This window comes from Bacillus sp. JJ664 (assembly GCF_036962205.1).
GTDB lineage: Bacteria > Bacillota > Bacilli > Bacillales > Bacillaceae_G > Gottfriedia.
On sequence record NZ_JBALMS010000052.1, the window covers coordinates 1 to 21976 of the forward strand.

Genomic DNA, 21976 nt, shown 5'->3' on the forward strand with positions numbered 1-21976 from the left:
TCACAAAATGATTTAAATACGCTTAGATTATAGTATTCATACATTAACAGAGTTTATTTTTAACTGGTTAACATAGAATGAAATAGAGTTATTACGAAGGATTGACTGTCATTAATTAAAGGATTAAGGAGTTGAGATAGATCATGAAAGTTAAAGATGTATTAAGATACTTTGGGGTTAGTGTCATGTTTTTATTTGGAGCAATTTCGTTAATAAAATATCTTAAGGAAGATGAATTCTTTATGAATTTATTCATCGGTTTTGCATTAGGTGTCATTCTGTTCATCACTTCATTACTAGTAAAAGAGGAAGATGAGAAAAAAGAGAAATCATTGTAAAAGAAAAGCCACCTCTAAAATAGAGGTGGCCATAGGAAGAATAGGATAAATGGTAACCAAATTATCTATGCATAAAAGTGCACTAAGAGATTTTTACGTTTGCGTATCGTTCGTCATCCGTTATCCGTAAATATAGTAACCTGTAACACTTTATCCGTTTGCGTAGCTCCCATGAGTGTCCAATTTTTAATTCTTCCTATCCTCACAAGAAAGTCTCATTCTTGTGAGGTATTAAAAATAATCACTGCCATCGAATGGTATATTAATAGAGAAGTTTTTTGCATCGATTAAACCAGATAATCGAGTTACTTTACGTTCCAATTTTAAAGCTTTTTGTCTATAGTCTTCAGGATTGAAATATAGTTTTTCAACAATAATACTATCAGTTCCATACATTGGTTGAATTCGTTCTTTTTTACTTGCAAACTCTTTTGCAGATTGGACTTCTGCACGAAGTTGTTTAGCAAATTCGATCGCCTCTGTAATGGATAGCTCCATATTTTCAATCATGATTGTATTTTCGATATTCGCTTTTTGCATTAAGTAATCTAATTTACGGAAATCAGCACGTACTTTTGCTAAATCGCTTTCGATTTGAGTCATATTGCGAGCTAAAGTAGGAAGCGGTTGGCCTTTTTCCACTTCAACACTTGAATTTTCTTCAAGTTCTTCTATTAATTCTCTAATCCTTTTTGAAAGAATATGTCTAATATTTAATGCTTCCGCTAATGTAATCTGGTTCATAAATGGCTCCTTCTCTAATGAAAATAAGAATTGAGTTTTTATTATAATATTTTAATGAAAGAATAAGAAGTAAAAAACTGTCATTTCTTTTATTTAATACTTTTGAACTATAAAGCTATTCCATAATCTTCTAATAGTTAGGAAGAATGTATTACTAATGTTTTGCATGTTAGTTTACTCTCTCATTCTTTAATAAGAAGGGTTTCGTAGATTTGCGCTCCAGGTTGCTCCCTTTCCGTGGGGCGTAGAGCTGAGCCTCCTCGGTAGGCCTGCGGGGTCTCATCCTTCCCGCATCTCCCACAGGAGTCTCGCACCTTCCGCTCCAATTACTCTACTTATAAACAGAGTGTTTAAAAAATAATAAAGAAACGAAATCTTAGATTATTTGGGTTAAAATTCTCCCTTTTAAGAAGAGCATTCGATTCGTCAGGACATCGTGTTTTTAGCATGTTTTTCATTTTTCCGAGTATGCGAGGACTCATAGTTCTCGCTACTCCCATAGAATTGTTGCTCTTACACTTCAATTATAATTACTTTTTTTTATAGATATTTTTTCATAAAAAAATGGCAACTACATGTAGTTGCCATTTTCGTATGTTATTTGCGTAATTTTAAAACTAACTCTTCGTCAGGCGTAACATAGACCGTATTGTTTTGTTCGTAAATAACGAATCCTGGTTTTGAGCCATTTGGTTTCTTTACATGGCGAATTTCTGTGTAGTCGACTGGAACTGAACTGGATTGACGAGCTTTGCTAAAGTATGCAGCAATGATCGCAGCTTCTTTGATTGCAGTTTCACTTGGTTCTTTTGCACGGATGACTACGTGAGAACCTGGAATATCCTTTGTATGGAACCAAAGTTCGTCTCTACTAGCAAGCTTGTTCGTTAAATAATCATTTTGTTTATTGTTTTTACCGACTAATAATAGTTCACCAGTTGTTGATACAAATTCATCAAGCGTTACTTTTTGTTTATTATTCTTTTGAGGTTTTTTTGATTTTTTCTTTCTAACATAACCTGTTTCAGCTAATTCTTCTCGAATTTCTTCTAAATCACGTGGTGAAGCCGATTCGATTTGTTGTAATACGGTTTCTAAGTAATCATTTTCCTCAATTGTAAGCTTGATTTGCTCATGTATATGAGCGACTGAATTTTTTAATTTCGTGTATTTCGTAAAATATGATTGTGCATTTTCAGAAGGCGTTTTTAATGGAGATAATGGAATGGTGATCGTTCCACCGTTTTCATCATAATAATTAACGACCTCAACTTCTGTCATACCTTTTTTTAGCGCAAACATATTAGCTGTGATTAACTCACCTTGTAATTGGATTGCGTCTGCTTTTTCTGTATCTACTAAACTTCTTTCAAGCTTCTTAAGTTTTTTCTTGTTTTTAGATAATTCATTTTGTAATATTTTTTCTAGATCTCCACTTTGCTGTTTTACTCTGTCACGTTCTGCTTTTCCAAAATAAAAGACGTCTAATAATTCACTTAAGCTAGAGAAGGTCGTTTGCTCTCCCTTTAAATGAGTCATTTCAATAAAGTAAAATTGCTCTTTTGACTGGAAACGGTATAAAGAAGGAGTATATCTCCTTTCTTGAATATCATCTATTAAAGAAACGAATGATTCAAATAAGCTATCTTTATTTCGATACACAACCTCATTTGCAAATAATGGTGAAATTCCAGCAAATTCTTGTACAAGAACTTGCGCTGTTGGTTGGTCTTCATTTGAAATGATGTTAAGGAATTCTGCCTCAGTCATTTGAGCAAAAGGATCTTGTTTTTCTTGTTTAGGTGGTAAAACGTAACTAGAGCCTGGTTGAATGATACGATGACGGTTAACGGCCATCGGTACATGCTTAATACTGTCTAAAATAATCTGTCTTTCATCATCAAGTAATATAATATTACTATGTCTTCCCATTAATTCAATGATGAGTGTTCGGATTTGTTCGTCACCAACTTCATTTCTGCTTCTTACTCTCATCCTCACAATTCGTTCGCGTTCATTTTGTGTGATACTTTCGATGATTCCTCCATTTAAATGCTTTCGTAAAACCATCGTAAACATTGGAGGTTCTGAAGGTGTATCATAGTTTTGATCTGTAATATGAAATCGTGCATAACTTGGGTGTGCACTTAATAAAAGTTTATAATTTGCTCCATTTGCACGAATGGTTAGTAGAACTTCATACATACTTGGCTGTACGATTTTTGAAATTCTTCCGGTTGTTAATTTTGTGGCTACCTCACTTGTCATAGCCCCTGTAAAAAGTCCATCAAAAGACATAACATCACTTCCTAATCTATCAAACACTACTAAACTTCATGTTATCTTATCAATTCATAAAAAAGCATTTCCGAGCTAATTTGTTAAGGAATCAATTTTACATTATTTACCCTACGATTGTCACATCATTCCATTTATACGAGCTACATTTATTTTTCATCATTATATCATTTATTTGGACGAGTCTGAATATGCTTTTATGAGAGGTAAGGGGGACAACTTACCTAATGTAAAAATTAGGGGTGACAATTACATGAATTTTTATCGGATGAGAGCGGAAGAAGTTCTAAACGTAACAAATACGAACGTTTCCTCTGGTTTAACTGATGAGGAGGTAAGAAAAAGACGAGAAACTTTTGGGGCGAATGAATTAAGAGAATCGGAGAAAACTTCAAAACTCGTTTTATTTTTAAGTCAGTTCAATGATTTTATGGTGTTCGTATTATTAGGTGCAACAATTATCTCAATTTTTTTACATGAAGTAGTTGATGCAGTTGCTATTATGGCAATTGTATTGATTAACGGAGTTTTAGGTTATTTTCAAGAAGCAAAAGCCGAAAAATCTTTAGAAGCTTTAAAAGAATTAGCGGCTCCACAAGTTCAAGTATTAAGAAATGGCCAATATAAAAAACTGCCTTCGAAAGACTTAGTTGTCGGGGATATTATAAAGTTTTCTAGCGGTGATCGAATCGGTGCAGATATTCGTATTATCGAGGCATCAAGTTTATACATAGAAGAATCTGCACTAACAGGAGAATCATTGCCAGTCCAAAAACGTTTTGAATCAATTCAAGCTGAGGGTATTGGAATTGGTGATCAGGATAACATGGGCTTTATGGGCACACTCGTAACTCGAGGAAATGGTAAAGGTGTAGTTGTATCAACAGGTATGAAAACAGCTATGGGTCAAATTGCCGATTTGCTGCAAAATACAGATGCAACTGTAACACCATTACAAAGAAGACTTGAACAACTTGGAAAAATTTTAATTGTTGTTGCATTATTTTTAACTGCATTAGTTGTGTTTATTGGGGTGTATCAAGGTAACGAGTTATATCATATGTTTTTAGCGGGTGTGTCATTAGCAGTAGCTGCAATACCAGAAGGACTTCCTGCAATTGTAACAGTTGCTCTGTCACTAGGTGTGCAGAGAATGATTAAAAAGAAAGCCATCGTAAGAAAGCTTCAAGCAGTTGAAACACTAGGTTGTGCTTCTGTTATTTGTTCTGATAAAACAGGTACAATGACAGAAAATAAAATGACTGTTACAAATATTTGGTCTGGAGGATCTAGCTTCGAAGTTTCAGGAAATGGTTATGTAGTAGATGGGAAATTTACAAATAAAGAACGAACTGTTAATCCAACTTTAAATAAACAATTATTTCAAACACTAGTTTTTGGTTCAATTTGTAGCGATGCTCAACTGATTCAAAAGAAAAAAGAAATTGTTTTAGATGGCGATCCTACAGAAGGTGCAATTGTTGTAGCAGGATATAAAGCAGGAATAGACCGTGATTATGTAAATAACCATTTTACAAGAATTCATGAAATCCCATTTGATAGTACACGTAAAATGATGACGGTCGTTGTTAAAAATCGTGAAGGTGAACATTTTGTCATTACAAAAGGTGCACCAGATGTTTTACTTTCTAAATGTGATTCTATTTTATGGCATGAACGTGAAGAGAAATTAAATACATTTAGACAAAACGCTGTTGAAGATACAATCGCATCTTATGCTAATAATGCGCTTCGAACAATTGCTATTGCTTTTAAACCAATTCATGCAAATTCAGTTTTGAATGATAGAGATCTTGAAGATAATTTAACTTTTATCGGATTACAAGGAATGATTGATCCACCAAGAGCGGAAGTTGCACAAGCTGTACAAGAGTGTAAAGAAGCGGGGATCCGCACGATTATGATCACTGGGGATCATAAATTGACTGCGGCTAGTATAGCAAGAAAACTAGGCATTTTGAGAGAATCAGGAAATGTAGTAGAAGGGAAAGAATTAGATTCACTAACGGTTGAACAAATTCAAGAATTTGTAGAAGACACTGCTGTATTTGCACGAGTGACACCAGAACATAAATTGAAAATTGTTAAAGCGCTTCAAGCAAATGGCCATGTAGTAGCGATGACAGGCGATGGTGTAAATGATGCACCTGCAATAAAAGCTGCTGATATTGGTATCTCAATGGGGATTACTGGTACAGATGTAGCAAAAGAGGCTTCTGCTTTGATTTTACTTGATGATAATTTCGCGACAATCAAATCAGCAATTAAAGAAGGCCGGAATATTTACAGTAATATTCGTAAGTTTATTCGTTATTTACTCGCATCGAATGTCGGAGAAATATTAGTTATGTTGTTTGCGATGTTATTAGCACTTCCACTACCATTAGTGCCAGTTCAAATTTTATGGGTAAACCTAGTAACTGATGGATTACCAGCAATGGCTCTAGGTGTAGATTCAGCAGAAGATGATGTAATGAAAAGAAGTCCGAGATCTTTGTCAGAGGGTATTTTTGCAAGAGGTTTAGGATGGAAAATTATTTCAAGAGGCTTCTTAATAGGTTTTGTGACATTAATTGCGTTTATCATTTCATATAATCAACATCCAGAAGAATTAGCATATGCTCAAACTGTTGCGTTTTCAACGTTAGTATTAGCACAATTAATTCATGTGTTTGATTGCCGAAGTGAGCGTTCGATTTTCCATCGAAACATATTTGGAAACATGTATTTAATTGGGGCTGTTATTGTTTCTGTATTATTGATGCTTGTTGTAATCTACTATCCGCCTCTTCAACCGATTTTTAAAACATTACCAATCCAATTAAGGGACTGGATCTTAATCGGTGGTCTTTCAGCACTTCCAACATTTATGCTAGCAGGGGCGTTATTTAAAAAGAAAAAATAATTTATGAACAAAATGGATTACAAATTTAAAATATGTTATAATCTCTTAAGGTAGTAGAGGTATGCTCTATTACCTTTTCTCTTTTTCATAATTGAAAGTTAATACATACTAAAAAATAAGAGAAAATTTCTGTATTGGAAGTGGAACAATGGTTGTAAGTATGACAGGGTATGGAAAAGCCATTTTGTCAAATGAACAGTACAAAATACATATTGAAATGAAAGCAGTAAATCATCGATACTTAGAGTCGATTGTACGTATGCCAAGACAATTATTAGCATATGAGGATTCAATTAAAAAAATCGTATCTGAGTATACTAGTCGAGGTCGAGTTGAAGTTTTTGTTACAATTGAAGGTTTGTTACAACGTACATTACAAATAGATGAAGGCTTAATTAAACAATATAAAGAAGCGATTGAAAATTTAGCAGTTGGGGAGTCAATATATAATCCAATTGATTTATTAAAGCTTCCAGAAGTTACGACTGTAAGTGAAGTCGAACAGATTAATGATAATTTTGAACAATTATTAGTAACGGCGACAAAAAAGGCATGTGAGCAATTTTTTGAATCAAAGTGTAAAGAAGGTAGTCAATTAAAGAAAGACTTACTTGAAAGACTATCTGCGATTGAAGAGTGTAAAAAACACATTACTGAACAAGCACCACTTGTTATTAAATCTCATCGTGAAAAATTACTTGCAAAATTAGCAGATGTTGAATTAGCAAACGTAGATGAGCAAAGATTATTAACAGAGATTATGATTTTTGCTGATCGTTGTGATATTTCTGAAGAATTAGTTCGACTAGCAAGTCATTTAGAACTTTTTAGCGAAACGTTAGAATTGAAAGAATCTATTGGAAGAAAATTAGATTTTATCGTTCAAGAAATGAATCGAGAAGTAAATACAATTGGTTCCAAAGCAAATTCATTAGAAATTTCAAAGCAGGTTGTTGAAATTAAAAATAATCTTGAAAAAATTAGAGAACAAGTCCAAAATATCGAATAAATGAAGTGAAAGATTTGTTTATAGAGTCTAATGTCCGGTAACAATGGGAATTAGAAGACTAGTTAATTGTATGAATTGACTCAAGCTCTGGGATGATATAATGGATTAACCTTTAATAATTTACTGTCTATAGATTAGAAGGGTAGGGTCATGAATGAGACATGAAAGAGGCTTACTAATCGTACTATCAGGACCATCTGGTGTAGGTAAAGGTACAGTACGAAAAGCTATTTTTGAAAACAAAGATTTAGACTTACAATATAGTATTTCAATGACAACAAGACAACCTCGTGAAGGGGAAGTACATGGTGTAGACTATTTCTTTACAACGAAAGAAGATTTCCAACAACGTATTGGAGAGAATAAATTTCTAGAATGGGCTGAATTTGTAGGCAACTTCTACGGAACGCCTATTGAATATGTTGAAAAAACTTTAAGTGAAGGAAAAGACATTTTCCTGGAAATTGAAGTTCAAGGAGCTCTTCAAGTAAAGAAAGCATTCCCAGAAGGGATCTTTATCTTCTTGGCACCACCAAGTATGAGCGAGCTTCAAAATCGCATCGTAACTAGAGGTACAGAAACTGAAGACATCATCTTAAATCGTATGAATGCAGCTAAAGAAGAAATTGAAATGATGGATGCTTATGATTATGTAGTAGAAAATGACCAAGTTGAATTAGCTTGTGAGCGAATTAAAGCAATCATGATTAGTGAGCATTTAAAACGTGAACGAGTTGCAAATTATTATAAAAGAATGATGGAGGCAGAATAAACTATGTTATATCCTTCGATTGACCGTTTATTAACTAAATTAGATTCAAAATACACACTTGTAACAGTTGCATCAAAACGTGCTCGTGAAATGCAAGTAAATAAAGATCCACGAGTTGAAAAGCCTGTATCTGATAAATTCGTAGGTAAAGCACTTGAAGAAATCAATGCTGGACTTTTATCTTACAGAAAACTTGAAGAAATAAAAGAAGACTAAAACTTACACGTGTGACGAGGCTGTCCCAAACATTGCTATTATCTCTATATGACTGAAAGGACAACATGGTGTTAGACACTATTTCCTTCATTCATAGTGATCTAGCAATGGTATCGGGACAGTCTTATTTTTTGTGAGCCTTAATCAATTTAATTCAAACACATTTGTGGTATCTTAGAAATAAACAATCAAAAGACCTATTTTTTGACAAATATGAAAGATAGATTAAGATTTGAAAGGGTGAAGGTGAGTTGGAACAAAAAAATATACTCCTTTGTGTTACTGGTGGTATTGCAGTATATAAAGCTGCGGCTCTTACTAGTAAACTCGTGCAAGCAGGATATAACGTTAAAGTGATGATGAGTCCTTCTGCTACAAAATTTGTGACACCATTAACGTTTCAAGCATTGTCAAGAAACGATGTATATACAGATACATTTGATGAAAAAGATAGTTCAAAAATTGCTCATATAGATTTAGGGGATTGGCCAGATTTAATCATAGTTGCCCCCGCGACAGCGAATACAATTGGTAAGCTTGCAAATGGCTTAGGAGATGAGATGATCCAAGCTACATTACTTGCTGCTACTAAACCAATATGGATTGCTCCGGCTATGAATGTAAATATGTATCATCATCCAATTGTTCAAAAAAACATGAATACTTTAAAAGAAATTGGATGTAAATTGATTGAACCAAATGAAGGTTATTTAGCATGTGGTTATGTTGGGAAAGGTAGATTAGCAGAACCGGAAGACATTACACAAGCTGTAAATGACTATTTTCAACAAGAATTTGGCATTTTAAAAGGCAAGAAAATCATAATTTCTGCCGGACCTACTCTTGAAACAATCGATCCAGTTCGGTACTTATCAAACCGTTCAACTGGAAAAATGGGATATAGTTTAGCCGAAGTAGCCATTTCTCTAGGAGCAGAAGTAGTCTTAGTCACAGGTCCAACAAATCTAACACCACCAGAAGGGTGTAAGGTCATTCATACTGAGTCAGCTGCGCAAATGTATGATGCAATATTAACGGAATTTGGAAATGCGGATGTTGTGATCAAAACAGCAGCGGTTGCCGATTATACTCCTGCAGTAACATTTGATCAAAAAATGAAAAAAAGTGAGGGAGACCTTTCTATTCCCCTAAAACGAACAAAAGATATTCTACTTTCATTAGGTCAACAAAAAACACATCAAATTTTAGTTGGATTTGCAGCTGAAACTGAACAAGTTGAAGATTACGCAAAAGGAAAACTAGTAAAGAAAAATGCAGATATGATCGTTGCAAATGATGTTACAAAAGCTGGAGCAGGTTTTGGCACGGATACGAATATTGTCACGATCTACCACCGAAATGGTGAAGTAAAGCCATTACCAATCATGACCAAAAAAGAAGTAGCGAAAGAAATTCTAAATGAAGTACATCGCTTATTGAATGAGGAAGCAAGATGACATATGCATCAGTTTTAGTTGATGTGTCAGTAAGGCAAACTGATCGTCCATTTGATTATCTAATTCCTAATAGATGGCATGATGCAATACAACCTGGAATGAGAGTAATCGTACCTTTTGGTCCTAGAAAAGTACAAGGTTTTGTTTTAGCAATAAAAGAAACGACGACCTTGGATAAGGTGAAGGAAATAGAAGAGGTATTAGATGTAATGCCTGTCTTAACTGAAGAACTTTTATTATTAGGTTCCCATATTGCACAAAAAACACTTTGTTTTTTAATTTCGGCGTATCAAGCTATGCTACCAACTGCGATTAAGGCGGTTTATAAAAAGCATGTTCAAATTACTTCAGATGAAGTTTATGAGTCCTTACCAACAGAGTTAGCAACATTATTTTCTGTAGTAAAAAGAAGAGAATGGACTGAAGTTGAATCTCTTGTTAGTAAAATATCAATTGTGCAACGAGCTATTAAAGAAGGTTTACTTGAAATAGAATATGAAGTAAAAAATAAAGCGAATAAAAAAACTGAGCGTGTTGTTTCACTTTTAAAAGTATTAGATGAAGATTTGAAAAATATTACTTCTCCACAGCAAAAAGACATTATTGAATACTTAAGAATGAATGGTCAAACAAGTGTAAAAGAATTAAAGGAATGTCTTCAAATAACCGATTCGCCGATCAAGACTTTACAAAAGAATGAAATCATCTCGATTGAAACCATTGAAGTTTACCGTGATCCTTATGTTGGAAGAGACATTGAAAAATCGAAGCCACTACCTTTATTAGACGAACAAAGAGTAGCTTACGAACATATTGTTTCTTCATTTAAGGAAAGGGAACATAAAATCCACTTATTACATGGTGTAACTGGTAGTGGTAAGACAGAGGTATACTTACAAACGATTCAAGAAGTTCTTCTAAAAGGAATGGAAGCCATTGTATTAGTTCCAGAAATTTCACTTACCCCACAAATAGTAGGTCGATTCAAAAGTAGATTCGGTAATGATGTTGCTGTTTTGCATAGTGGACTTTCAATAGGTGAGAAGTATGATGAGTGGAGAAAAATTCAGCGAAAAGAAGTAAAAGTAGTCGTTGGAGCACGATCTGCGATTTTTGCACCATTTGAAAATTTAGGCATTATTATTATAGATGAAGAACATGAAACAACTTATAAACAGGACGAGCATCCTCGATACCATGCAAGAGATATTGCAATTTGGCGAGGCGTATACCACAAATGTCCAGTTGTCTTAGGTAGTGCTACACCTACTCTTGAAACGTTTGCTCGTGCTCAAAAAGGTGTTTATGAACTGGAAACAATGTCAATGCGAGTAAACCAAGGACCATTACCAGAAGTTGAAGTTGTTGATATGAGAGAACAATTACGAAATGGTAATCGGACAATGTTCTCAACATTATTACATGAAAAAATCATAGATCGTTTAGAGAAAAAAGAACAAATCATATTGTTCTTAAATCGTAGGGGTTACTCTTCTTTTGTGATGTGTAGAGATTGTGGATATACGATTCAGTGTCCACATTGTGAAGTTTCACTTACTTATCATAAACATAATAATTCATTAAAATGCCATTATTGCGGTTATGAAACATTTATGCCAAAACAATGCCCTTCTTGCCAAAGTGATCATATTCGATTTTTTGGTACAGGTACTCAAAAAGTTGAAGAAGCAATCACACAAAGCTTTCCTGAAGCAAGAGTCATTCGAATGGATAACGATACAACTAGTCGTAAAGGTGCCCATGAAAAAATGCTAAAACAATTTGGGAATGGTGAGGCCGATATTTTACTCGGTACACAAATGATCGCAAAAGGTTTAGATTTCCCAAATGTAACGCTAGTTGGTGTACTGGCTGCTGATAGTTCATTACACTTACCAGATTTCAGAGCAAGTGAACGAACGTTTAGTTTACTAACGCAAGTCAGTGGACGAGCTGGACGTCATGAAAAACCTGGTGAAGTTGTTATACAAACATATTCTCCAGAGCATTATAGTATTGAATTAGCAAAAACACAGGATTTCATTGCATTCTATGACGAAGAAATGAAAATCAGGAGATCGTTCCATTACCCACCTTTTTATTACTTAGTATTAATCTCGATTTCTCATACGGACTTAATTAAAGTAGTAAAAGTAAGCGAACAAATAACAGGCTACTTAAGAGAAAACCTATCAAATCGTTCAATCGTCTTAGGACCTGTTGCATCACCAATCGCAAAAATAAAAGATCAATTCAGATACCAATGCGTCATAAAATACAAATCAGAACCAGCACTTTACGACGTACTAAACCGAATCCAACAATTCTACCAAGAAGAAACAGACAAAGGAAAACTACAAATAACAATAGACTTTCAACCGACTATGTTTATGTAGAGAAAAGTGGAGGCGACTGGTTAGCTCCGACAAGCATAAGACGAAACCCAATAAAGGTGCTTTTTACCTTTAATGGGTTTTGGCTTATGACCTCGAGGAGCTAGGAGCCGGAACTAGACAGTAAGAAAAGTGGAGGCGACTGGTTAGCTCCGACAAGCATAAGGCAAGGACCAGATAAGGTTGCTTTTTAACCTTAACTGGGCATTGACTTATGACCTCGAGGAGCTAGGAGCCGGAACTAGACAGTAAGAAAAGTGGAGGCGACTGGTTAGCCCCGACAAGCATAAGACAAAACCCAATAAAGGTGCTTTTTACCTTAAAGGGTTTTGGCTATTGACCTCGAGGAGTTAGGAGTCGGAACTAGACAGTAAGAAAAGCGGAAGGCGTTCGCTCAGTCCAGTCAACAAAAAACAGTCAAACCTTAAATAGATATAATAAGAATTAAAAGTAAATTAGTATTTCAACAAGAAATCCTAATAAGTTAAGGAGTTGTGAATTTGGCCATTTTAAAAATTATAGAACACCCTAATGAAGTACTTGAAACACCTTGTGCAAAAGTGACAACATTTGATAAAAATTTAGTTAAATTATTAAATAATATGTATGAAACAATGATAGCAGCTGATGGTGTTGGGTTAGCTGCGCCTCAGGTTGGCATTTTGCAGCAGGTTGCTGTTGTTGATGTTGAGGATGAAAATGGAAGAATTGATTTGATCAATCCGATTGTTATGGAAACGAAAGGTGAACAAACAGATATAGAAGGGTGTTTAAGTTTTCCTAATTTATATGGAGATGTAACAAGACCTAGTTATGCAAAAATAAAAGCTCAGAATAAACGTGGAAAGTACTTTATTATTGAGGCGAGAGGATTTTTAGCTCGTGCGATTTTGCATGAAATTGACCATCTGAATGGAGTTTTATTCACTTCGAAAGTATCTAAATACTATGAAGAGAGTGAATTAGAAGGGTAGGCTATAAAAGATGACAAAAATAGTTTTTATGGGTACACCAGATTTTTCAGTACCTGTTTTAAGAAGAATCATTGAAGATGGTTATGAAGTAGTTGGTGTAGTAACTCAACCTGACCGTCCTGTAGGGCGAAAAAGAGTCTTAACGCCACCGCCTGTTAAAGTTGAGGCACTGAAGCATAACATACCGGTTTTACAACCTGAAAAAATTCGCTTGAAAGAAGAAACAGACAAGGTTCTGGCGTTAAATCCTGATTTAATTGTAACAGCAGCATTTGGCCAAATTCTTCCAAAAGAAATACTTGAATCCCCAAAATTTGGCTGTATTAATGTCCATGCTTCACTTCTTCCTGAATTAAGAGGTGGCGCTCCAATTCACTATTCAATTATTCAAGGGAAAAGCGAAACTGGTGTGACAATCATGTATATGGTTGAAAAGTTGGATGCAGGTGATATGTTAGCGAGAGTGGTTGTACAAATAGAAGAAAAAGATCATGTTGGTTCATTACACGATAAATTAAGTATCGCTGGAGCAGATTTACTATCAGAAACAGTCCCAGCTTTATTAAAAGGTGAAATCACACCTGAAAAGCAAGATGAAAGCAAAGTAACTTTTGCTTGGAATATTAAAAGAGAAGAAGAACGAATTGATTGGTCAAAATCTGGTGAAGAGATTTATAATCACGTAAGAGGTTTACACCCATGGCCAGTAGCTTATACTACATTAAACGGAGAAGTTTTAAAAGTTTGGTGGAGTGAAAAAGTTGAAAGTCATCAAAACTTAACCCCAGGTGAGATTATTGAAGTACAAAACGACGGAATTGTTGTTGCAACAGGAAATCAAACTGCTATAAAAATAACAGACATACAGCCATCAGGGAAGAAACGAATGGAAGCTAAGCAATATATTAATGGCGCAGGTTCGTTTATTGAAAGTGGAATGAAGTTAGGAGAATAAAATGAGTAAAAATGTACGAGAGATTGCCTTAGAGGCCCTTCTTTCTGTTTATAAAAATCAATCGTATAGTAATTTATTAGTTAATAACTATATTCAAAAGAATGACTTATCTTCGGCTGATGCAGGGTTATTGACAGAAATTATTTACGGTACAATTCAAAGGGATCAACTATTAGATTTTTATTTGGAACCTTATATCAAGAATCAGAAGAAATTGGAAGAGTGGGTATATATATTAATCAAACTTTCGCTTTATCAATTCCATTTCTTAGATCGTGTTCCTGCACATGCAGTTTTAAATGAAGCTGTTGAAATTGCGAAAAAACGCGGGCACAAAGGAATTGCTTCATTAGTTAATGGCGTTTTAAGAAATATACAACGTAATGGCGTACGTTCTATTAATGAAATAAAGGACCCATTCGAGAAACTTTCAATTGAAACAAATCATCCTTTGTGGTTAATTGAGCAATGGGTAAGTGAATTTGGTGAAGAAGAAACAAGAAAAATGTGTGAAGAAAATATCATACCACCATTTCAAACTGCTAGAGTGAATAGCATGAAAGCAACTAGAGAAGAAGTCATTCAAATGCTTGAAGATGAAGGCATTAACGTTGAAGTAGGGAATCTATCTCCATTTGCGATTGAAATTCAAAAAGGTAATGTTGCACATTCAAATGCGTTTAAAGAAGGGTATATTTCGATACAAGATGAAAGCTCTATGTTAGTAGCGCAAGCGCTAGGAGTTAATGAAGGAGATCAAGTTTTAGATACATGTGCAGCACCGGGTGGGAAATCTACTCATATAGCTGAACTATTAAAAGGAACTGGATCTGTTACTTCATTGGATTTACACAAGCACAAAGTTAAATTAATTGAGGAACAAGCGGACCGTTTAGGGCTTGAAAATATAGAAACAAAAGCATTAGACGCTAGAAAAGCACCAGAAGAATTTGAAGGGAAATTGTTCGATCGTGTGTTAGTAGATGCTCCTTGTTCTGGACTAGGCGTTATTCGTCGAAAACCTGATATTTTATTAAAGAAAAATGCTACAGATGTATCAAATTTACACAAAGTACAAAAATCTATCTTACATGAGGCGTCTAAGTTATTAAAACCTGGTGGCACACTTGTATATAGTACATGTACAGTTGGTCATGAAGAAAATATAGATGTTGTAAATTCTTTCCTTGAAGAGCATGATGAATTTGAACTAGATCGTTCATTAATTGAGCATGTTCCTAATGAATTGAAAGAAGATAAAACGGTTCAAAATGGGTATATTCAACTACTACCACATTATTTTGGAACGGATGGATTTTTTATTGCAAGATTAAGAAAGAAGGTGTAACGTTGAAGTTAGAAAATACTACAAATTCAGTCAAAATAGAAAAAACACAAAAGCCTTCAATTTACTCACTAAAATTGAGTGATTTAGAGGCATGGTTAACAGAGCAAAAGCAACAGGCATTCCGTGCGAAACAAATTTATAATTGGTTATATGTTAGACGAGTTGAAAGTTTTGAAGAAATGCAAAATGTTCCGAAAGAGTTAAGACAACTATTAGAAGAGAATTTTACAATTACAACACTTAAAACATTAGTTAAACAAACCTCTTCAGATGGTACAATGAAATTTTTATTTGAGTTACATGACGGATATTCTATAGAAACTGTTTTAATGAGACATAATTATGGCAATTCTGTATGTGTAACGACTCAAGTAGGTTGTAGAATAGGTTGTACATTTTGTGCCTCTACTCTTGGCGGTTTAAAGAGAAATCTTGAAGCAGGTGAGATTGTAGCACAAGTATTATGTGTACAACGCGCAATCGATGAAGTGGAAGAGCGAGTAAGTTCAATTGTAGTTATGGGTATAGGTGAACCATTTGATAACTATAATGGTTTAATGGATTTCCTAAGAATCGTTAATAGTGATAAAGGTTTAAATATCGGTGCTCGTCATATTACTGTATCAACGAGTGGTATTATTCCTAAAATCTATAACTTTGCAGATGAAGGACTACAAATTAATTTTGCAATCTCGCTACATGCAGCTAATAGTGAGCTTCGTTCAAAATTAATGCCAATAAATCGTGCGTATAAATTACCAGATTTAATGGATGCCGTTCGTTACTATGTTGAAAAAACAGGTAGACGAGTTACGTTTGAATATGGTTTATTCGGTGGTGAAAACGATCAAGTTGAGCATGCAGAAGAGCTTTCTACTTTATTAAAGGGAGTAAAGTGTCATGTCAATTTAATTCCGGTAAACTACGTTCCAGAGCGAAATTACGTTAGAACGCCAAAGGAACAAATTTTTGCGTTTGAAAAAGTATTAAAGCAAAACGGAATCAATGTTACAATTCGTCGTGAACAAGGCCATGATATAGATGCTGCTTGTGGACAGTTGCGTGCAAAGGAGCGTAAAGAGGAGACGAGGTGAAGAAATGCAGACTTTTTTTCAAACTGATACGGGGAAAGTTCGCCAACATAATGAAGATAGTGTAGGTTTATTTCGTAATGATTCAGATATCGTATTAGCGGTAGTTGCTGATGGAATTGGTGGTCATTTAGCTGGTGAAGTTGCAAGTAAGATGGCGGTTAATTTCTTCGAAGCAGAATGGAAAAATACAAGTAATTTTGAGACACCAAAAGAAGCTGAAGCTTGGCTACGCAACATCGTAAATCAATTAAATATTAACTTATTTATTCACGCAGAACAAAATGAAGAATGCAAAGGAATGGGTACAACGCTTGAAGCGGTTATTTGTACTCCTTTGTATTTTACAATTGCACATATAGGTGACTCTAGAGGCTATTTGAAAAATAGTGAAGGATTTAAACAGATTACAGACGACCACACATTAGTGGCTGAACTAGTTAAATCTGGACAAATTTCACAAGAGGATGCTGTGATTCATCCTCGTAAAAATGTTATTACTCGAGCGCTTGGGACAGAAGAAACAGCTACTGTTGATATTAAAACATTAACATGGGAAGAAGACGATTTAATCGTTTTATGTTCTGACGGTTTATCAGATAAGGTTTCATATCAACAACTAAATGAAAAATTCTCTGATGACAATCATATTGAAAATATCGGGAATGAATTAATCTCACTTGCGAACGACCTTGGGGGAGAAGATAACATCACAATTGCCATTATAAAACATGAGCCAAGACATAATGAGAAGGGGTGAATGTGAACGTGATGATCGGAAGACGCCTGAATGACCGATATAAGATTTTAAAATTAATTGGTAGTGGCGGGATGGCAAACGTTTATTTAGCCCATGATATGATTTTGGATCGAGATGTTGCAGTAAAGATGTTACGGATGGATTTTTCTAATGATCCAGACTTTGTAAGACGCTTCCAAAGAGAAGCATATTCAGTTACATCACTTTCACATCCAAATATTGTGAGTTCTTACGATGTTGGGGAAGAAGAAGGTTTGCAATATATTGTAATGGAGTATGTAGAAGGTGAAACGCTTAAGGAATATATCCAACGCCATACACCAATAAAACCTAAAAAAGTTTTAAGGATTATGGAGCAGTTAACTGCTGCTATCGCACATGCACATCATTTTCAAATCGTACATAGAGATATAAAGCCACAAAACATACTAATTAATGAAGATGGCAATGTTAAAGTAACTGATTTTGGTATTGCAACTGCATCAACTGCAGCTACAATTACTCAAACGAATTCTGTACTTGGATCTGTTCACTATCTATCACCTGAACAAGCAAGAGGTGGAGTAGCGAATAAGAAGTCCGATATTTATTCATTAGGTATCGTAATGTTTGAGTTATTGACAGGCAAATTACCATTTTCAGGGGAGAGTGCTGTATCAATTGCTTTAAAGCATTTACAAAGTGAAGTACCGCCTCCAACAACCATTAACCCAGAAATACCACAAAGTGTTGAAAATATTGTATTAAAAGCAACATCAAAAGATATTTTTTATCGCTATGATACAGCTGATGAAATGAAACTAGATCTTCAAACTGCTTTAGATTCTGATCGATTAAATGAAAAGCCATTTGTCATACCAGTAAACGAGGATGAAACAAAGGTATTACCAATCATAACAGATATACCTGATTCATCTGAGTCAGAAGCAGATACAGTTGTTATACCAATCAGTAAACCAACGAAACAAAAGGTTGATCAAGCTTCGAAAAAAGCGGCAAATCAAAAAAATAAGCGAAAAAAGAAAAATTCTTTTGCAAAGTTCATTATTGGGACGTTTATCGCACTTTTAATAGGTGGTTTATTAGCCATTACGTTAATTCCAGCGTTATTCCTTCCAGAAGACGTTAAGATACCAGATGTAAAGGATATGACATACGAGAGTGCAGTCACTTTGCTAGCTTCACAGGGGTTGAAGATCAATGATCCAAAAGAATTATATGATGATGAAATTGACGAGGGAAAAGTTGTAAAAACTTCACCTAATATTGGAGAAACTGTGAAAGAAAACTCTTATATTACGATTTATAAATCTAAAGGTAAGAAAAGTGGAGAAATGGAAAATCTAAAAGGTTTTCAATATAATTCACTAAAACAGCGATTAGATGAAGAGTATAAGTCGGTAAAAACTCATTATATTGAGAGTGATGCAACTGAGGGAGAGATTGTCGATCAATCACCTAACGAAGGAGCAGACATCATTCAAGATGAAACTGCTTTAGATGTTTGGATTAGTAAAGGAACATCGACTATCATTCTGAGAGATCTAACCGGTTTGACAAAAAAGGATGTAGAAAATTACGCTAGCGAAAATGGGTTAAAGCTCAACTTTAAAGAAGAAGAGTCAGAAACCGTTGAAAAAGGACAAGTAATTTCTCAATCACCTTCTCAATCTGCTGAGGTAAAAGAAGGAGAAACAATTAATGTTGTTATTTCTTCAGGAAAACCAAAAGAAAAAACGAAAAAAGTTACATTCAATGTACAAGTTGAATACACCCCATCAATTCCAAATACGCCTCAAGTAGTTGAGGTGTTTATAAAGGATAAAAATAATAATGGTGTAAAACCTGCAATTACAAAAACGATCACAGAAACAGCTACATTTCCAGTAGAGGTGACAATTGATCCTGGACAGACTGCTTCCTATAAAATTGTTAAAGATGGTCAAGTTATTGCAGATAGAAATGTACCCTATCCATCGAATTAAAGAACTGTAGGAGTGAGTATATGCCAGAGGGCAAAATAATTAAAGCGTTAAGTGGATTCTACTATGTAGAAACGGACGATACCATTGTTGAGTGTCGTGGTAGAGGGAATTTTCGCAATAAGAAAATTACACCTTTAGTTGGAGATGAAGCCGTTTATTCTATAGAAAAAAGTGGAGAAGGATATCTACTTGAAATAAAAGATAGAAAAAATGAGCTTGTTAGACCTCCAATTGCCAACGTTGATCAAGCGATTCTAGTTTTTTCAGCAGTAGAACCTAATTTTTCACCAAATTTATTAGATCGATTTCTTGTTTTAATCGAATTTAATGAAATCAAACCACTCATTGTGATTACTAAAATAGATTTATGTAATGAAACTCAATTACAATCTGTTTTGGAATATGTAGATTATTATCGCCAAATAGGCTATGAAGTATGTTTAACTTCTTCAAAAACTGAAGAAGGCTTGGAAAAAGTACTTCCTCATCTTGCGGACAAAATTTCTGTATTTGCTGGTCAATCTGGGGTTGGTAAATCTACATTACTAAATGCGATTAATCCTGAACTTGATTTGAAAACAGGTATTATTTCCACGCATTTAGGACGAGGAAAACATACGACAAGACATGTGGAATTGATTAAAATTGGCGAGGGACTTGTTGCAGATACTCCTGGATTCAGTTCTCTTGAGTTTATTGATATTGAAGCAGAAGACTTGTCTTTTTGCTTTATAGAGATGAGAGAAAAAAGCCAGGATTGTAAATTCAGAGGATGTACCCATCTGAAGGAACCAAAATGTGCTGTTAAAGAAGCAGTTGAAAATGGCGAAATCACAACAGATCGATACAATCACTATGTTTCGTTCATAGAAGAAATTAGAGACAGAAAGCCGAGGTATTAATCATGGTAAAAATCGCACCATCAATCCTGTCAGCAAATTTCGCTAAACTTGGAGAAGAGATTGTAGATGTAGAACGTGGAGGTGCAGATTATATTCACGTTGATGTAATGGATGGTCATTTTGTTCCAAATATAACGATCGGTCCACTAATTGTTGAAGCAATAAGACCAATCACAAAACTTCCATTAGATGTACATTTAATGATTGAAAATCCAGATCAATACATCGAACAGTTTGTAAAAGCGGGAGCTGATATTATTACTGTTCATGTAGAGGCATGTGTACATTTACATCGAACGATTCAAAATATAAAATCGTATGGAATCAAAGCAGGAGTCGTTTTAAATCCTGCAACACCAGTATCAACAATTGAACATATCATTGATGAAATTGATATGGTGCTTTTAATGACTGTTAATCCTGGTTTTGGTGGTCAAAAGTTTATCCATTCAGTTGTTCCTAAAATTAAACAAGTATCAGATATGATTAAAGAACGAAATTTATCAGTTGAAATTGAAATTGATGGTGGAGTTGATGAACATACTGCCATTCTTTGTAAAGAAGCAGGTGCTACTGTTTTAGTGGCAGGTTCAGCTGTATATAATAAGGAAAATCGTAAAGAAGCTATAGCGAAAATTAGAGGTTAATGCAATCATTATGATTGCATTTTCTTTTTTAGAGGTGAAAATCATTTGATCATTCATTTAATCGGAGCAGGTCCAAAATCAAATACGCTCCAATTGATCCGCCAAAGTGGTTCAGAAAAAACAATTATAGGTGTAGATAATGGGGCAGCTTATTTAATGGAAGAAGATATTCATCCAGATGCAGTTTTTGGAGATTTTGATTCATTGAGTAAAGCTGATTTAGCAGAATTAAAAAGAAAAGTACCGAACGTATTTATTTTTCCACCAGAAAAAGATTATACAGACCTAGAATTAGCACTTGAGTGGGCCATTTCAAAGCAACCTGAAAAAATATTTATACATTGTGTGACAGGCAAAAGATTAGATCATGAGTACGGTAGCATTTCATTATTAGTAAAATATAGAAAGCACTCGATTCCAATTTACATTATAGATGAACATAACGAAATTTATGTGATTGGAGAAGGAATACATCAAATCAAAAAACAAGATCAGTTTAAATACATATCCTTTTTCTCACTTGGTACTGATATTGAAAACCTAACCTTAAAAGGATTTAAATATCCCCTTACCAATCATCACCTGGAATTAGGCTCTTCATTATGTGTGAGCAACGAACTAGTTGACGGCGTTGGGTCTATTTCTTTTAGCAGTGGCATAGCATTAGTAATAAGGAGTAAAGATTAAAAAAATTCATGTCATAGTTTTCACTCAACACAAGTACAATGTAATAGGATTAATCTTTTCCTTAAGATCTGTTAGAAAGCTTGTAGGAGGGAAAGCATGAGATTTTATACGATTAAACTACCAAAATTTCTTGGCGGACTCGTTCGTGCCATGCTAAGTACATTTAAAAAAGATGTGTAAGAGCACCCTTTAAGGGTGTTTTTTATTTTGAAAAGTGGAAGGCGTTCGCTCTGCCCTGACAAACATAAGACGAAGAACAATGAAAGTTGCTTTTTAACTTTCAATGTTCTTTGGCTTATGACCTCGAGGGGCAAACGCCTGGAACTAGACAATAGAAAAGTGGAGGCGACTGTTCAGCTCCGACAAGCGTAAGGCGAGCACGGGTAAAGGTTGCATTTTAACCTTTAACTGGGAATGACTTACGACCTCGAGGAGCTAGAAGCTGGAACTAGACAGAGAAAAGTGGAGGCGACT

Annotated in this window: 19 protein-coding genes; 17 read left to right on the forward strand and 2 right to left on the reverse strand. The window is 34.7% G+C overall.

Going from position 1 to position 21976, the window contains the following annotated elements; translation table 11 throughout:
- The first annotated feature begins 143 nt into the window (after positions 1-143).
- Positions 144-338 carry a hypothetical protein gene (locus V7056_RS10100; protein WP_499701585.1) on the forward strand — a complete coding sequence of 65 codons (195 nt, stop codon included), beginning with the start codon at positions 144-146 and terminating at the stop codon, positions 336-338.
- Between the two features lie 231 nt (positions 339-569).
- On the opposite strand, the gene V7056_RS10105 is transcribed toward V7056_RS10100, so the two are convergent.
- Complete coding sequence (locus tag V7056_RS10105; RefSeq protein WP_499701587.1) at positions 570-1082, reverse strand: hypothetical protein; 513 nt, start codon at positions 1080-1082, stop codon at positions 570-572.
- Positions 1083-1679: 597 nt separating this feature from the next.
- Positions 1680-3380: an Rqc2 family fibronectin-binding protein gene (locus V7056_RS10110; protein WP_499701609.1), complete on the reverse strand. Its 1701-nt coding sequence runs from the start codon at positions 3378-3380 to the stop codon at positions 1680-1682.
- A gap of 253 nt (positions 3381-3633) precedes the next feature.
- Here V7056_RS10110 and V7056_RS10115 point away from each other — a divergent pair, with 253 nt between their 5' ends.
- From V7056_RS10115 to spoVM, 16 genes are all read left to right on the forward strand, one after another.
- Complete coding sequence (locus V7056_RS10115; RefSeq protein ID WP_499701589.1) at positions 3634-6306, forward strand: calcium-translocating P-type ATPase, SERCA-type; 2673 nt, start codon at positions 3634-3636, stop codon at positions 6304-6306.
- 148 nt (positions 6307-6454) lie between these two features.
- Positions 6455-7315: a YicC/YloC family endoribonuclease gene (locus tag V7056_RS10120; RefSeq protein WP_499701590.1), complete on the forward strand. Its 861-nt coding sequence runs from the start codon at positions 6455-6457 to the stop codon at positions 7313-7315.
- A 154-nt stretch (positions 7316-7469) separates the two neighbouring features.
- Positions 7470-8087, forward strand: coding sequence for a guanylate kinase (gene gmk / locus V7056_RS10125; protein WP_088000336.1), 618 nt, complete (start codon positions 7470-7472; stop codon positions 8085-8087).
- 3 nt (positions 8088-8090) lie between these two features.
- Positions 8091-8303: a DNA-directed RNA polymerase subunit omega gene (gene rpoZ, locus V7056_RS10130; RefSeq protein WP_499701592.1), complete on the forward strand. Its 213-nt coding sequence runs from the start codon at positions 8091-8093 to the stop codon at positions 8301-8303.
- A gap of 251 nt (positions 8304-8554) precedes the next feature.
- On the forward strand, positions 8555-9760 hold the full coding sequence (coaBC, locus tag V7056_RS10135; protein ID WP_499701594.1) for a bifunctional phosphopantothenoylcysteine decarboxylase/phosphopantothenate--cysteine ligase CoaBC: 1206 nt from the start codon (positions 8555-8557) through the stop codon (positions 9758-9760).
- On the forward strand, positions 9757-12156 hold the full coding sequence (priA, locus tag V7056_RS10140) for a primosomal protein N' (protein WP_499701596.1): 2400 nt from the start codon (positions 9757-9759) through the stop codon (positions 12154-12156). The genes coaBC and priA overlap by 4 nt, the downstream gene beginning before the upstream one ends.
- A gap of 497 nt (positions 12157-12653) precedes the next feature.
- Complete coding sequence (gene def, locus V7056_RS10145) at positions 12654-13127, forward strand: peptide deformylase (protein ID WP_088000344.1); 474 nt, start codon at positions 12654-12656, stop codon at positions 13125-13127.
- Between the two features lie 10 nt (positions 13128-13137).
- A complete protein-coding gene (gene fmt / locus V7056_RS10150) occupies positions 13138-14082 on the forward strand; it encodes a methionyl-tRNA formyltransferase (protein WP_499701598.1) in 945 nt (314 codons plus the stop codon).
- Position 14083: 1 nt separating this feature from the next.
- Positions 14084-15430: a 16S rRNA (cytosine(967)-C(5))-methyltransferase RsmB gene (rsmB, locus tag V7056_RS10155; protein WP_499701600.1), complete on the forward strand. Its 1347-nt coding sequence runs from the start codon at positions 14084-14086 to the stop codon at positions 15428-15430.
- A 2-nt stretch (positions 15431-15432) separates the two neighbouring features.
- Positions 15433-16524: a dual-specificity RNA methyltransferase RlmN gene (gene rlmN / locus V7056_RS10160; protein WP_499701602.1), complete on the forward strand. Its 1092-nt coding sequence runs from the start codon at positions 15433-15435 to the stop codon at positions 16522-16524.
- Between the two features lie 4 nt (positions 16525-16528).
- The gene (locus V7056_RS10165; protein ID WP_499701603.1) at positions 16529-17281 is read left to right on the forward strand and encodes a Stp1/IreP family PP2C-type Ser/Thr phosphatase; all 753 of its coding nucleotides are present in this window, start codon (positions 16529-16531) and stop codon (positions 17279-17281) included.
- Positions 17282-17289: 8 nt separating this feature from the next.
- Positions 17290-19266 carry a Stk1 family PASTA domain-containing Ser/Thr kinase gene (gene pknB / locus V7056_RS10170; RefSeq protein ID WP_499701611.1) on the forward strand — a complete coding sequence of 659 codons (1977 nt, stop codon included), beginning with the start codon at positions 17290-17292 and terminating at the stop codon, positions 19264-19266.
- Between the two features lie 20 nt (positions 19267-19286).
- Positions 19287-20168, forward strand: coding sequence for a ribosome small subunit-dependent GTPase A (rsgA, locus tag V7056_RS10175; RefSeq protein WP_499701605.1), 882 nt, complete (start codon positions 19287-19289; stop codon positions 20166-20168).
- Between the two features lie 2 nt (positions 20169-20170).
- The gene (rpe, locus tag V7056_RS10180; protein WP_499701606.1) at positions 20171-20815 is read left to right on the forward strand and encodes a ribulose-phosphate 3-epimerase; all 645 of its coding nucleotides are present in this window, start codon (positions 20171-20173) and stop codon (positions 20813-20815) included.
- Between the two features lie 45 nt (positions 20816-20860).
- Complete coding sequence (locus V7056_RS10185) at positions 20861-21502, forward strand: thiamine diphosphokinase (RefSeq protein ID WP_499701608.1); 642 nt, start codon at positions 20861-20863, stop codon at positions 21500-21502.
- A gap of 96 nt (positions 21503-21598) precedes the next feature.
- Positions 21599-21682 (forward strand): stage V sporulation protein SpoVM, encoded by an 84-nt coding sequence (spoVM, locus tag V7056_RS10190; protein WP_088000358.1) that lies wholly within the window; start codon positions 21599-21601, stop codon positions 21680-21682.
- Positions 21683-21976 lie beyond the last annotated feature (294 nt).